The sequence below is a fragment of the Capnocytophaga sp. oral taxon 863 str. F0517 genome (genome assembly GCF_000466425.1).
Classification (GTDB): Bacteria; Bacteroidota; Bacteroidia; order Flavobacteriales; family Flavobacteriaceae; genus Capnocytophaga.
In genome coordinates this window covers 34,691-47,678 of sequence record NZ_KE992174.1, presented here as the reverse complement: position 1 = coordinate 47,678, position 12,988 = coordinate 34,691, and the positions used below count along the sequence as shown (strand labels likewise).

Sequence of the window (12,988 nt, the reverse complement as noted above, 5' to 3'; positions counted from 1 at the left end):
AGGTTTTTCCTCCATGTTGCCGAACATAAAGGCTGATTAAAATAAAGGTCTTATTCGCTATTTTTTTTAGACAGAAATCAGATAATTTTAGCCTATTCTTGACCTATAAGGTACAAAAATTTATGTACTTTGTCCCCCCTAATTCTAAATTTTTTATACCATGATTTATGGATACATTAGGGTCAGTACCGATAAACAAACGGTAGAGAACCAACGTTTTGAAATCAATCAATTCTGTAAAAACCAAGAAATGGTTGTGGATAAATGGATTGAAGAGACCATCTCTGGTGCCAAGAGTGTGGAAGAGCGCCGGCTGGGCAAGCTCCTCAAGCGTATGAAAAAAGGCGATATCCTTATCTGCTCGGAGCTATCGCGTTTGGGGCGTAACTTATTGATGATTATGGGAGTACTCAATGAGTGTATGAACCGCGACATTCAGGTCTGGACGATCAAGGATAACTACCGCTTAGGGAGCGATATCAATAGCAAGGTGCTGGCCTTTGCCTTTGGTCTCTCTGCTGAGATAGAGCGTAATCTCATTAGCCAACGTACCAAGGAGGCTTTGGCGCGTAAAAAAGCGGAAGGAGTGGTACTGGGGCGACCTAAAGGAAGTAAATCCGCCAAAACCAAACTCACCGGACAAGAAAAACGTATCAAAGAGCTGCTAGATAAGCGTGTATCCTACTCCGCCATTGGGCGTATCCTTGGCGTACATCGCCTGACCGTCAGTAGCTTTGTAAAGGAAAAACTTCAGCTCTTAAATACTTAACTTTATTTTTTATTGTATAAACTCTCACTTCTCGCATAGCATTTCCTTGACTCCCCCTCTCCAATTGTTGTACTTTTGCACCACATTCAGTAGTCAGCCGTCAGGCATTAATTAATCATTGTTGGCATTAATCATTAATCATTATGGAAGAGGCTCTAGACATACTTTGGACATACGCGCGCCGCCAGCCGATTGATTGCAATGGAAAGGTGGTAATCCCTACCATCAACCAAAGCATTGCCGCGATCCGTTTGATCATTCGTCTGGAAGAAGCGAAAAAAAGGGAGGAGCGAAAAATAAAAAGAGGCGAACAAAGAATGATGAGTGAGGAACGAAGCGAAAAGCCAAGCGAAAACATGGAGCTTGGGTATGTGGGTGAACAGCAAAGTGTGATGAGTGTAGCTGACTATACTTCCTTTGAGGAGGAGGAAGAAGAGGAAGTGTCTCCTTTCGCTCCTTTCCTATTGGACGAAGATGAATGGTCTCTTTCGGCTGACAACCAACTTCCTAAGGAAACACCGCTTTCCTCTATTCACTATTCACTATCCACTCAAAAGCTCCCCTCTCTTGTTCCCACAGCTAAGGCGCCTTATCCTGAGCAACTCAAGAGCTTTGCTAAAAAATACTTTGAAAAATATATGAAACCCAAACTTTTCCCTAACGGAAAGTGTCAGCAGACGACCTCTTGCATGCGCCCCTACATCGCAAGCAATCGCCTCTATGATGGCTTTCCTACAAAGAAGCAGCACCCCTCCCTACACGATCCCTATCTAAAAGTCATTCAAACCGATCTGCTCTCCAATGTAAGACCTCCACCAAAGAGTTTTAAGCTAGCTGAAACCTACTATAATGCAAATCAATAGTTAAAAAACTATAAGTATAGATATTTAAAAAATTATAAACAACTCATTATTAACGACTTACCATCACATCCCCCCTAGCCCCGCCTCAAGGGAGGAATCACAGAGTGGTATCAAGTAAAATAGTGAACAAACACACTTGAATATACTGAATATCAGCATGATAGTTCAGCGCTCTACAATTCCCCCCTTGAGGGAAGTCCGCGAGAGCGGAGTATGTGAGGGGGATGTAGAAAAAAATATACTGAATATCAGCATGATAGTTCAGCGTTCTACAATTCTCCCCTTGAAGGAAGTGCGCGAGAGCGGAGGAGTATGTGAGGGGGATGTAGAAAAAAAATCCTGAATATCAACGGATTACTGTATAAAGTGTATTATTTTAACTATTAATTCGCATTACTAACATAACAAACCAATTTAAAGATAAAAGTGAATAGTGAAAAGCGTTTTTCACTTTTCACTATTCACTCTTCACTATTCATTTCTTTACGCTAATATCTGAGTAGCACGTACGGTATTTACACGGCCTTGGTAGCTGATCGGCATGGCACTAAGGCTGATGACGATGTCACCTACTTGTACGTGTCCCTCACGGGTAGCAATACGATTGATGTCTTCTATTGTCTCATCGGTGGATACGTAACGGTCGTAGTAATAGGTGGTTACCCCCCATAGTAGGCTGAGCTTGGTAAGCAGACGTCGGTTGGAGGAGAAGACCAAGATATTGGCACTGGGGCGCAAAGCTGATACTTGGAAGGCTGTATAACCACTACCGGTAAGGGTGGAGATGATCTTGGCATCCATTTCGTCGGCCAATTTGGCAGCACTCAAACAAATAGACTGGGTCACGAAGCGTTCATTACCTTCTCGTACAGGAGGGATACGAGGTATATTAACGAACTCGGAATCCTCTACACTGTTGATAATGCTGGACATTCGCTCGATAACCTGTACGGGATATTTCCCTGTGGAGGTCTCAGCCGAGAGCATCACCGCATCCGCCCCATCAATGATTGAGTTGGCCACGTCATTCACCTCGGCACGAGTAGGGGTAAGGCTCTCTATCATGGTTTCCATCATCTGGGTAGCGATAATCACCGGAATACGAGCTTCTTTGGCCTTGCGAACCAATTCTTTTTGGCGTAGTGGCACCTCATGAGCGGGTGTCTCTACAGCCAAATCACCTCGAGCTACCATCAGCCCTTGGCAGTTGGCGATAATCTCATCTATATTGGCCAAAGCCTCTGGTTTTTCTATCTTAGCAATGATAGGAATCTCCTCTGTGGTATGTGCTTTGATAAGTTCTTGGAGGTCTGCTATATCCTTAGCGTGGCGTACGAAGGAAAGGGCTATCCAATCCACTTCTTGTTCTATCGCAAAGATGGCATCCTTGATATCTTTTTCAGTAAGGGCAGGAAGAGAGATATTGGTATTAGGTAGGTTCACCCCTTTTTTGGATTTGAGTACACCGCCTTGTAGCACTTTGGCCACTACGGTATCCTTTTCATTAGTAGATATCACCTCGAAGATGAGTTTGCCATCATCCAAAAGTACCCGTTCGCCGGCTTTCACATCTCGGGGGAATTGGGTATAGTTCATATAGGCACGCTCTTTGTTTCCTACGAAAGGCTCGCCAGTGACAAAGGAGATTTGGTCTCCTTCTTCCACTACGACATCATCTTCCATCACCCCTACACGGAGCTTAGGACCTTGTAAGTCTCCCAAGAGCGCTACATGGGTGTTGAGTTCCTCCTCAAGGGCTCGTACCTGGGCAATACGCTGCTTTACCTCCTCATAGTTGGCATGAGAGAAGTTGATACGGAATACATTCACTCCGGCCAAGATCATTCCTTTGAGAATTTCAGGGCTATCGGTAGCCGGCCCTAAGGTCGCTACTATTTTGGTTTTTTTTCGTCCTATCATACTATATAAATTTTAAAAGATTAACTTTGATTTGATTTCTTTAAGTTTTTTCTGCTCCTTATTGGAGACTTTCTCTTCAGGGAAGAGCGGTATTTCATAGATAAAATCTATCCAAGATTGTTCCTTGAGCAAGGACAGACAATAAAGGGTCTTTTCCTTAGTATTTGTCCTAAGCAAATAGTCTACTTTAGGAAGTTCTTTGATAAATAGCTGCTGCTGCTCTACTTGGTCGAACATTCCCATGGCGACCTTTTCGCGTACCTTATTGGTAATAAGGTGCCATTGGGACATTTCATCCTCATAGGAGAAAAGGGGAAACAAGGTCGCTGTCTCCTGGTCGTATAAGTCTTTCAAGCTGCGTTCAAGCCGAATACCCAGTACCTTATTGATCCAATAGGCCAGTTTGCAGGGAACAAACCGGGTATGCAAGGCAATAAGGAGGTCGTCCTCCTGATATTGCTCAAAGTCCCATTCGAGTACTAAGGCCATATACAGTCAAGAAAACGAGTTATAAAGATTCCTTATCTGCGGTTGTGTCCGGTAGGTAAAGGGTTTCCACCCCCGCCTTGTCCAGGAACTCCAGTCCGCTGGTATCCCTATAGGCTTCCTTGTACACCACGCGAATGATCCCTGCCTGATGTATCAGCTTGCTACACTCCCTACAGGGCGACATGGTGATATAGAGAGTCGCACCAGCACACGACTGGGTGGAGGCCGCTACCTTAAGAATCGCATTAGCCTCAGCATGTAGGACATACCATAGGGTCTCCCCTTGTGCATCCTCACAACAATTATCGAAACCTGTGGGCGTACCATTGTAACCGTCAGAAATGATCATACGGTCTTTGACAATGATAGCCCCTACCTGCTTGCGCTGGCTATAGGAGAGCTTTGCCCATTCTTGTGCCATACGCATATAGGCACGGTCGTATCGTTCTTGTTTTTCCATAGCTGCGGCAAAGGTACTACTTTTTGAAGAATATCGCTATTTTATTAAAGAATTTATTTACTAACGAATAGGCATGATTTCAGCCACCAATTTGGGATACATCTTTTGTAACTCAACCCCACTCTTAGGCGCTCTGTCCATAGCAAATTCGCCAAAGTCATAGTTCAGCTCTGGCCATTTCTGGTATACAGTATCTTCTATGATTCCCTCATCACTATCCGGACGGGCTTCTTGATTGGCATCATCGGCTACATAGAGCAGACCTTCTGCCCAAGTCTCGCCTATATCAAAGTGATATTTACCTGAAACAAAGGTCTCTATATCCTGAGTAATATCGTCATAGAATTCTTTTCCCTTCAGTAGCAGCCAACACCGGAAATAGAGGAACCCATCATCGGAGATAAAGCCATCAAAACTATAATTATCTCCCTCTTTTTCATATTCATTGCCAAGAATGATATAAAGTTCGGCTATAGGAGCGGTATAGAGGGTGATGAGCTTCTGTTCTAAGGTTTTTTGAAAAAGGATAAGCTTCTCTTCACTATATTTAGATAGATAGGTAGCGAGTTTTTCTAAATGTTCGTCCAAGTCATAGGCTTTCCAATCCTTTTTATTATATTTATAGCTCTTTTCTATAGCTTCCCAGAAGAAATAGTCCGCTTTTTCCTCCTCGGAGTATGCTCTTTTTTCAGGAGCGGCCTCCCCTTCCTTGAGTTCGGTATAGCCTTTTTTGAGTTTTTGAAGGATTAGTTTTTCGCTTTCTTGGACACATTCCTCGGCAGAGGCGAATTCCTTTACCGCCTCACGCCCTGCGGTACCTGTCTTCCCATAAACGACTGTTTGGGTAGTACCCTCAAAGTCAATATCCCAAAACTTATCTGATTTGGCATCTTGATAGATAAACCTTCTTTTCATTTGTATAAGTTATTAGCTGTTAGTAATTATTTCAAGTTTTTTAGCTAACTCAATATGGGCTAAATGGTGCTCGCCGTGCCACACACTCTTGGCTATTTCTTGTTTGAGTGATACTACTTGACTTGTCTGTGGATGTAGGTAAGTCTTTTCGAAATCCTCTGGAGCGAGAGCTCTTAGGAGGTTCCACCAGCGCCAATGTACTCCATTTATGATATGCAAAGAGGGTGCTATATAAAAGTCTCTTGCCTCAGGAAGCGCTGCCCACAAGGTTTCTTCGTAAGGTTTTACGATAGGATTTTCTTCCGTTAGAACGAGCTTACAACGAATAAAGCTGTTCATATTCACATCGGCTAAGTGATGTACTATCTGGGCTATTGTCCAGCCTCCTTCTCTATAGGTAAGGTTGAGTATATTAGGCGGACATTGTTTTACTGCTTCTTCTAACAAATAAGGAAAGTGCCTGAGCTCTTCTATATAAGTATTTATGTGCTTCTGAGTAATTTCTTTAGGAAGCTCGAAAGCTACTATGGGGTATTTTATAGAATCCATAAGTTAGGTATTATCAGCATTGGTCTTTGATTCTTCTATGGAGTTAACGGAGATGGTCATTAGCCCTCCTGCCAAGAGCAGCGCTACAAAGACAAACAACCCTATAGCTTTTCCATCTGTAGTATAGATAAACACCATCAATTGTATCAGCTCCATACAATAGCGCCTATCATGCTCAGGACAGAGAAAATAAGTAGCCCCCATCATGGTAAGCCAAAAGGTAGTGATATAAAAACCAAAAATAAGCACTACTCCTAAGATAAAGTTCTTGATCCTACTATAGAGGTGGAACGGTACCTTTTGCCCTATAAAGTAAGCCAATACAAAGGTAGGGATATAAAGCGCTGTAATGACCGAATAGGTACGTATAGCCCCTATTGTGGTAACATAAGTGATTGATTTTGTGTTTATTACATAGTGCATAAAAAGACAAAAGAGCACAAATTCTACCAACAAAGACAACAATATATACTTAGTAGAGGTCTTCATAATAGAACTAACTTTGTGCAAATATACGAAATAATGAGCAATGAGTAATGAATAATGATAAAAATTTATCATTCGTCATTTGTCATTATTTTTGTATCTTTGTCCCAAACAAACCCATTAATACTTATCTCTATGGAAGTCAAAGACTTACTTTCTGTAGCACATACTTTCGGAAGTCCTGTGTATGTGTATGATGCTAACAAAATCAGCGCTCAGTATGAGCGACTTACCAAGGCTTTTGCTGCTGTGCCTAGCCTTAGGATCAACTATGCAATGAAAGCACTGTCCAACGTCTCTGTCCTCAAGCTCATGCGAAAGCTAGGAGCTGGCTTGGATACGGTCTCTATACAGGAAGTCAAGTTAGGCCTTCATGCGGGTTTTGCCCCCGAACAGATTATCTTCACTCCCAATGGGGTCTCTATGGAGGAGATCGAAGAGGCGGCTTCACTGGGTGTACAGCTCAATATTGACAATCTTTCTATCTTGGAGCAATTCGGCAGCAAGCACCCACAGGTGCCTGTGTGTATCCGTATCAATCCGCATGTCATGGCTGGGGGCAACTCCAACATCTCGGTAGGGCATATCGATAGTAAGTTTGGTATCAGTATCCACCAGATACCTCATATTCTCCGTATTGTGGAGAATACCAAGATGCACATCAATGGAATTCACATGCACACAGGTAGTGATATCTTGGATATAGAGGTCTTCCTCTATGCTGCTGAAATCCTCTTTGATACAGCCAAGCACTTCAAGGAACTCCAGTTTATTGACTTTGGTAGTGGCTTTAAGGTTCCTTATAAGGAAGGTGATATTCAGACCGATATAGAGGAACTGGGCGAAAAACTTAGCCAACGCTTCTTGGAGTTCTGTAAGGGCTATGGAAGAGACCTGACCTTGGCTTTTGAGCCTGGGAAGTTCTTGGTCAGTGAAGCAGGCTTTTTCTTAGTAAAGGTCAATGTAGTCAAGCAAACGACCTCTACCGTTTTTGCAGGAATTGATTCGGGCTTCAACCACCTGATTCGCCCTATGTTCTACGGAGCAACTCACTTTATAGAGAACCTATCCAATCCTGAGGGAAAGAAGCGTTTTTACACTGTGGTAGGCTACATCTGTGAAACAGATACTTTTGCTTCCAACCGACAAATTGCGGAAATCTCCGAGGGGGATATTCTCTGTTTTAGGAATGCAGGCGCCTACTGCTACACCATGGCCAGCAACTACAACTCACGTCCACGCCCTGCCGAAGTGCTTTGGATAGATGGGCAAGCCAAGCTCATCCGCAAGGCGGAAACCCTTGAGGACTTACTGCGCAACCAAGTAGAGATTGACCTGTAAAATATAAAAAGGCTATCCCACACGAGGATAGCCTTTTACTAACAGATATTTCTTTGATGAAACGTTTTATTTTACTTTTTCTACAATTGCTTTGAAAGCCTCTGGGTGGTTTAGGGCTAAGTCAGCAAGAACTTTACGATTAAGTTCTATATTATTAGCTTTGAGTGCACCCATAAACTTAGAATAAGACAATCCATAAGGACGAACCCCTGCATTGATACGAACAATCCACAAAGCGCGGAAAGTTCTTTTCTTATTGCGACGGTCTCTGTAAGCATATACTAACGCTTTTTCAACCGCGTTCTTGGCAACTGTCCAAACGTTCTTTCTGCGGCCAAAGTAACCTTTGGCTTGCTTCATTATTTTTTTTCTACGCGCTCTGCGCGCTACTGCGTTTACTGATCTTGGCATAAATTTCTAATTTTTTTTGTAGTAGGCGACTTTACGTTCTTTTGAGCCATACTCCAAGGTGAGACAATTAATTTACCTTAGAAACAATTATTTTAAGCCTAATTGTTTCTTTACGCTGGCCTCGTCATTGGTATGAACCAAGGTAGCGTGTGTAAGAGCTAACTTACGTTTTTTAGCTTTTTTAGTCAAGATGTGACTTTTGAAAGCATGCTTTCTTTTGATTTTACCAGAGCCCGTTAGTTTGAAACGTTTTTTAGCACTGGATTTAGTTTTAATCTTTGGCATCTGTTACTTAAAAATTAATGATGAAATATCTGTTATTTTTTTATTTTTTCTTCACTGGAGCGATGAACATAGTCATACGCTTTCCTTCGAGCTTAGGCATTTGCTCTACCTTTCCGAACTCTTCCAAGTCTACGGCTAGGCGTAGCAAAAGCTCTTGCCCTTGATCTTTATAGACAATCGAACGCCCTTTGAAGAATACATAAGCCTTTACCTTAGCCCCTTCTTTGAGGAATTTTTCCCCATGTTTCTTTTTGAACTCATAATCATGATCATCTGTTTGGGGGCCGAAGCGTATTTCCTTGATCTCCACTTTGGTAGCCTTGGCTTTGAGCTCCTTGGCACGTTTTTTCTGTTCGTAAAGGAACTTTTTGTAATCTACGATTTTACATACAGGAGGTTGGGCATTGGGAGAGATTTCTACCAAATCCAATTCCAATTCTTCAGCCATACGCAAGGCTTCTTTTGTAGGATATACACCTGTTTCCACGTTATCTCCTACCAAACGCACTTCGGGAACGCGGATATCTCGGTTCACGCGGTGTGAGGTCTTTTCGTCACTTGTGCTCTTCGTGTTGGGTACTCTAGTATTAATAGCTTTTCAGTTTTTAGGTTAAACATCTATTGAGAAAGGTCGTACGTTCTTATTGATTTCCTCTTGTATGAGGGTGATGAAATCGGCTATTTTCATAGTTCCCAAGTCCTCTCCCCCATGGCGGCGTACCGAAAGGGTGCCATTCTTTTCCTCTTCCTCGCCTACGATAAGCATATAAGGGAATTTTTGGGTCTCTGCCTCACGGATTTTCTTACCTATAGTCTCATTGCGGTTATCCACATGAGGGCGCAAATCGGCTTCTTGCAAGAGCTGTGCTACTTTTTGGGCATAGCCCTCGTATTTCTCACTAAGAGAAAGGATATTCACCTGCTCTGGTACCAACCACAAGGGTAAGTTACCCGCGGTGTGCTCCAATAGGATGGCTACAAAGCGCTCCATACTACCAAAAGGTGCACGGTGTATCATCACAGGGCGGTGTAGCTCATTATCAGCACCTTTGTACCATAGGTCAAAGCGCTCAGGAAGGTTGTAATCCACTTGGATGGTTCCCAGCTGCCAGCTTCTGCCCAAGGCATCCTTGACCATGAAGTCGAGCTTAGGCCCGTAGAAGGCCGCCTCGCCAGTTTCTATTACATAAGTTAAGTTCTTTTCTTTAGCGGCATTGATAATTGCATTCTCTGCCTTTGCCCAATTCTCATCCGTTCCTATATATTTAGATAGGTTTTCAGGATCACGCAAGGATACTTGAGCGGTAAAGTTGTCAAAGCCCAAAGAACCAAATACATAGAGCACCAAGTCTATCACGTGCTTGAACTCTGCATCGAGCTGTTCTGGTGTACAGAAAATATGGGCATCGTCCTGAGTGAAACAACGTACTCGGGTCAGTCCATGTAGCTCACCACTTTGTTCGTAGCGGTATACGGTACCAAACTCAGCAAAGCGCTTAGGCAAGTCCTTGTAGCTCCATGGGTGAGAGTTGTAGATCTCACAGTGGTGCGGACAGTTCATCGGTTTAAGCAAGTATTCCTCTCCTTCGTTAGGAGTGGCAATAGGTTGGAAACTATCCTTTCCATATTTTTCCCAATGCCCAGAGGTCACATAGAGGTTTTTATGACCAATATGAGGGGTCACCACCTGCTCATAGCCTGCTTGTTTTTGTGCTTTGCGCAAGAAGGCTTCCAAACGTTCTCTAAGGGCGGCTCCTTTAGGCAACCACAAGGGCAATCCTTGTCCTACCTTGTTGGAGAAGGTAAAGAGTTCGAGCTCCTTACCGAGCTTGCGGTGGTCGCGCTTCTTAGCCTCTTCCAAAAGGGTGAGGTATTCGGTAAGGTCTTTCTGCTTAGGGAAAGAGATCCCATACACACGGGTCAGCTGTGGATTGTTCTCATTACCACGCCAGTAAGCCCCTGCTACGCTAAGAATCTTTACCGCTTTTACAAAACCTGTATTAGGCAAATGTCCTCCCCTACATAGGTCGGTGAAGGTACTATGGTCACAGAAGGTGATGGAGCCATCTTCTAAGGCTTCAATCAGTTCTGTCTTATATTCGTTCTTTCCTTTATAGTAAGAAAGTGCTTCGGCCTTGCTCACTGGGCGCATCTTAAATTCGTGCTTACCACGAGCTATTTCGAGCATCTTAGCCTCTATGGCTGGGAAGTCCTTATCTGTTACACTATGTCCATTGAAATCCACATCATAGTAGAAGCCATTAGCAATAGCAGGCCCTATGGTGAGCTTGATATTAGGATAGAGTTCCTCCAAGGCTTGTGCCAAAATATGGGCGGAAGAGTGCCAAAAGGCCTTCTTTCCTTCAGGGCTATCCCAAGTATAGAGTACCAAACTACCATCCGTGGTAAGGGGCGTTACTGTCTCAATCGTTTTTCCATTGAAGCTGGCCGATATCACATTACGAGCCAAGCCTTCGCTAATACTATGAGCTACTTGAGAGGGGGTAGTCCCCTTCTCGTATTCCTTAATAGAACCGTCAGGTAGGGTAATTTTTATCATCGTGTAATAGTTGTTAAAAAACTCGGCAAAAATAAGGCTTTTTTTGGTAGTATCCAAATTTTTTCGAAGTTTTTTATTGGCTTGTATTTTTTTGCTATTTTACTCCCATTTTGAAATACGTATCCCACGAATTTTCTATGTATATGTAACTATACTGCTGTGATTTTCATAGATTATTATACACCCTTTAATTTTATATATTGTCGAAAATCGAATAATTAAAATGAGTTACTATACCTTATTTCTCCGTGGAATCTGTGGGAAAATATAATTTTGCTTACATCGAACTCATGTCGATTAAAAAGCTATTTACTTTTTCCTTGCCAGATTATCATTTTTTTTGTAAATTGCCACCCTCTATAGAAAATATTTGAACCATACCTTTCTTATTTTGCGAATATAGTACTTTCTCAAAAGAAATATCTATTCAGGCACAACGATTTGGAAGTTAAAGAGATAAAAACAAAACTATGAAAAGAATAATATTTTTTCTTTTATTACTAGCATCTATATCTTGCTCTAAAAATATAAAAATAAAAAAAGTAAGTAATAATTCTTTTGAAAATGATGTATATATAGACAGTCAAGGTTGCCAATATATAAAGATAACGGAAGATTATAAGCAAGTAAAAGATAATCTTTTTGAAGATAAACAAGGAAATTTGTATATACAGGGTACCAATAATATGATTTTTTACTATTCTCGCCCGATATATATATCAGAGCTTTACGATATGAACTCTGATAAATTAAAAATAAAGGACATTTTAGATAGAGATACGTATGAAAAATTAGCAAATACAGGTTTTTCAAAAGATAAGCAATTCTTATACCTACTAAAAGAGTGGTCAGACAGATGGGAATTACATATTATTAGCAAAGAACCCAATAAATATAGACTTATTTGGAAAAATTGCAGATATTATCTTTATTCTGATGGTAAATATTATTTAAATCAAGATATTTTTAAAGAAGAAGAACTGAATATGCCTCAAAAATAACAAAATAACAACAAAAAAAAATCTAATTATTATTTCATTACTTATAGCCCCCTCAATGTATGGGCAATATTATGAAAAGAGAGCTTATTGACAGTAAAATATTTGCTCCTAAAGGAGCTCACTATCCTGTAAAAAGAGGAAATACACCTATTAAGTACTCCAAAAGATATGAAAACCTATAAAAAAATATAACCAATATAATTCATTATGAAGAAAAAAGAGTAGGATATTCATTACATTATTGGCAATGGAATATAATTAATCAGAAAATACCTGAAATTAAAAATAAATATAAAATGAATAGAATATTTATAATCACTTTCTTTCTATCTATAAGAGCCTTTGCCCAAGATAGTATTATTAATTATATAAAAAACAATCCAATAAAATATTTTGACATTAAATCCTTTGAAAAAGATAACGAAATACGAGAAGATATTAAATTATTCTATAATGAACGAGGGGATCATTTTGAACAATTTATGAGTAGTGTAGACAAGGGGCATTTTATAGAAAATGAAACAAAGAAAAATTCTCCTATTAGCATAGCAAGAAATTATTATTCTAATGGTGTATTATATTATGAAACTATATTCTTTTTTGATTTTAAAATAGACACTACAAAAAAATATAATAAACTGGGACTTTTAAAAGAAACTATTAATAATGATAAAAATTATACATTTAGTGTAAGTTCTCTTTGTCAATTAATGAAAAAGGAATATAACGTAGATCTGATGACCATACAGAATCATTTTTCAAAAGATTATAACCCAGACGTAAATTATGATGTGATGAGGATGCTTGTAGAGGAAATTGGTAAATATTGTTATATTGTAATTTTATATAGTAATCCACTTCCCCCCAGATGGTGATTTTTATCCTCGAAGACTAATCTATATACATGGTAATACAGGAGAAATTCTTTGTGAGGAAGAG

Annotated in this window: 15 protein-coding genes; 5 read left to right on the top strand and 10 right to left on the bottom strand. The window is 40.7% G+C overall.

The features are described from left to right. Positions 1-160: 160 nt before the first annotated feature. Together HMPREF1551_RS11270 and HMPREF1551_RS11265 are read left to right on the top strand one after the other, a co-directional pair. Entirely contained in the window at positions 161-769 is a 609-nt protein-coding gene (locus tag HMPREF1551_RS11270) for a master DNA invertase Mpi family serine-type recombinase (RefSeq protein WP_021629280.1), read from the top strand. A gap of 143 nt (positions 770-912) precedes the next feature. Then, a complete protein-coding gene (locus tag HMPREF1551_RS11265; protein ID WP_021629279.1) occupies positions 913-1,632 on the top strand; it encodes a hypothetical protein in 720 nt (239 codons plus the stop codon). Positions 1,633-2,115: 483 nt separating this feature from the next. Here the strand turns inward: HMPREF1551_RS11265 and pyk are convergent, their stop codons facing one another. Genes pyk through HMPREF1551_RS11230 form a run of 6 tightly spaced genes read right to left on the bottom strand, consistent with a single transcriptional unit; the run spans position 2,116 to position 6,454 of the window. After that, positions 2,116-3,552 (bottom strand): pyruvate kinase, encoded by a 1,437-nt coding sequence (pyk, locus tag HMPREF1551_RS11255; RefSeq protein ID WP_021629277.1) that lies wholly within the window; start codon positions 3,550-3,552, stop codon positions 2,116-2,118. Positions 3,553-3,564: 12 nt separating this feature from the next. Beyond that, the gene (locus tag HMPREF1551_RS11250; protein ID WP_021629276.1) at positions 3,565-4,041 is read right to left on the bottom strand and encodes an IPExxxVDY family protein; all 477 of its coding nucleotides are present in this window, start codon (positions 4,039-4,041) and stop codon (positions 3,565-3,567) included. Positions 4,042-4,060: 19 nt separating this feature from the next. Then, entirely contained in the window at positions 4,061-4,501 is a 441-nt protein-coding gene (locus tag HMPREF1551_RS11245; protein ID WP_021629275.1) for a deoxycytidylate deaminase, read from the bottom strand. A 60-nt stretch (positions 4,502-4,561) separates the two neighbouring features. Continuing rightward, the gene (locus HMPREF1551_RS11240; protein WP_021629274.1) at positions 4,562-5,416 is read right to left on the bottom strand and encodes a DUF4240 domain-containing protein; all 855 of its coding nucleotides are present in this window, start codon (positions 5,414-5,416) and stop codon (positions 4,562-4,564) included. 12 nt (positions 5,417-5,428) lie between these two features. Continuing rightward, complete coding sequence (locus HMPREF1551_RS11235) at positions 5,429-5,965, bottom strand: YfiT family bacillithiol transferase (protein ID WP_021629273.1); 537 nt, start codon at positions 5,963-5,965, stop codon at positions 5,429-5,431. A 3-nt stretch (positions 5,966-5,968) separates the two neighbouring features. Then, entirely contained in the window at positions 5,969-6,454 is a 486-nt protein-coding gene (locus tag HMPREF1551_RS11230) for a hypothetical protein (RefSeq protein WP_021629272.1), read from the bottom strand. A 132-nt stretch (positions 6,455-6,586) separates the two neighbouring features. On the opposite strand from HMPREF1551_RS11230, the gene lysA reads away from it, so the two are divergent. Then, entirely contained in the window at positions 6,587-7,792 is a 1,206-nt protein-coding gene (gene lysA, locus HMPREF1551_RS11225) for a diaminopimelate decarboxylase (protein WP_021629271.1), read from the top strand. Between the two features lie 66 nt (positions 7,793-7,858). Here lysA and rplT read toward each other — a convergent pair whose 3' ends face one another. The 4 genes from rplT to thrS all read right to left on the bottom strand — a co-directional run bounded on the left by rplT (position 7,859) and on the right by thrS (position 11,048). Continuing rightward, positions 7,859-8,203, bottom strand: coding sequence for a 50S ribosomal protein L20 (rplT, locus tag HMPREF1551_RS11220; protein WP_016419247.1), 345 nt, complete (start codon positions 8,201-8,203; stop codon positions 7,859-7,861). Between the two features lie 87 nt (positions 8,204-8,290). Continuing rightward, positions 8,291-8,488: a 50S ribosomal protein L35 gene (rpmI, locus tag HMPREF1551_RS11215; protein ID WP_009641953.1), complete on the bottom strand. Its 198-nt coding sequence runs from the start codon at positions 8,486-8,488 to the stop codon at positions 8,291-8,293. A gap of 40 nt (positions 8,489-8,528) precedes the next feature. Further along, on the bottom strand, positions 8,529-9,080 hold the full coding sequence (gene infC / locus HMPREF1551_RS11210; RefSeq protein ID WP_081695763.1) for a translation initiation factor IF-3: 552 nt from the start codon (positions 9,078-9,080) through the stop codon (positions 8,529-8,531). Positions 9,081-9,098: 18 nt separating this feature from the next. After that, entirely contained in the window at positions 9,099-11,048 is a 1,950-nt protein-coding gene (thrS, locus tag HMPREF1551_RS11205; RefSeq protein ID WP_021629269.1) for a threonine--tRNA ligase, read from the bottom strand. Positions 11,049-11,518: 470 nt separating this feature from the next. On the opposite strand from thrS, the gene HMPREF1551_RS11200 reads away from it, so the two are divergent. Beyond that, positions 11,519-12,049, top strand: a complete 531-nt coding sequence (locus HMPREF1551_RS11200; protein ID WP_021629267.1) for a hypothetical protein — start codon at positions 11,519-11,521, stop codon at positions 12,047-12,049. Between the two features lie 296 nt (positions 12,050-12,345). Beyond that, positions 12,346-12,924, top strand: coding sequence for a hypothetical protein (locus HMPREF1551_RS11195; protein ID WP_021629265.1), 579 nt, complete (start codon positions 12,346-12,348; stop codon positions 12,922-12,924). Positions 12,925-12,988: the final 64 nt, after the last annotated feature.

What these genes read in the sequence shown, in the direction of transcription:
- rpmI (WP_009641953.1), bottom strand. Translation starts at nt 8,488, where the DNA reads ATGCCAAAGATTAAAACTAAATCCAGTGCTAAAAAACGTTTCAAACTA.
- HMPREF1551_RS11265 (WP_021629279.1), top strand. Translation starts at nt 913, where the DNA reads ATGGAAGAGGCTCTAGACATACTTTGGACATACGCGCGCCGCCAGCCG.
- thrS (WP_021629269.1), bottom strand. Translation starts at nt 11,048, where the DNA reads ATGATAAAAATTACCCTACCTGACGGTTCTATTAAGGAATACGAGAAG.
- rplT (WP_016419247.1), bottom strand. Translation starts at nt 8,203, where the DNA reads ATGCCAAGATCAGTAAACGCAGTAGCGCGCAGAGCGCGTAGAAAAAAA.
- HMPREF1551_RS11200 (WP_021629267.1), top strand. Translation starts at nt 11,519, where the DNA reads ATGAAAAGAATAATATTTTTTCTTTTATTACTAGCATCTATATCTTGC.
- HMPREF1551_RS11240 (WP_021629274.1), bottom strand. Translation starts at nt 5,416, where the DNA reads ATGAAAAGAAGGTTTATCTATCAAGATGCCAAATCAGATAAGTTTTGG.
- HMPREF1551_RS11235 (WP_021629273.1), bottom strand. Translation starts at nt 5,965, where the DNA reads ATGGATTCTATAAAATACCCCATAGTAGCTTTCGAGCTTCCTAAAGAA.
- HMPREF1551_RS11230 (WP_021629272.1), bottom strand. Translation starts at nt 6,454, where the DNA reads ATGAAGACCTCTACTAAGTATATATTGTTGTCTTTGTTGGTAGAATTT.
- lysA (WP_021629271.1), top strand. Translation starts at nt 6,587, where the DNA reads ATGGAAGTCAAAGACTTACTTTCTGTAGCACATACTTTCGGAAGTCCT.
- HMPREF1551_RS11195 (WP_021629265.1), top strand. Translation starts at nt 12,346, where the DNA reads ATGAATAGAATATTTATAATCACTTTCTTTCTATCTATAAGAGCCTTT.
- HMPREF1551_RS11270 (WP_021629280.1), top strand. Translation starts at nt 161, where the DNA reads ATGATTTATGGATACATTAGGGTCAGTACCGATAAACAAACGGTAGAG.
- pyk (WP_021629277.1), bottom strand. Translation starts at nt 3,552, where the DNA reads ATGATAGGACGAAAAAAAACCAAAATAGTAGCGACCTTAGGGCCGGCT.
- HMPREF1551_RS11245 (WP_021629275.1), bottom strand. Translation starts at nt 4,501, where the DNA reads ATGGAAAAACAAGAACGATACGACCGTGCCTATATGCGTATGGCACAA.
- HMPREF1551_RS11250 (WP_021629276.1), bottom strand. Translation starts at nt 4,041, where the DNA reads ATGGCCTTAGTACTCGAATGGGACTTTGAGCAATATCAGGAGGACGAC.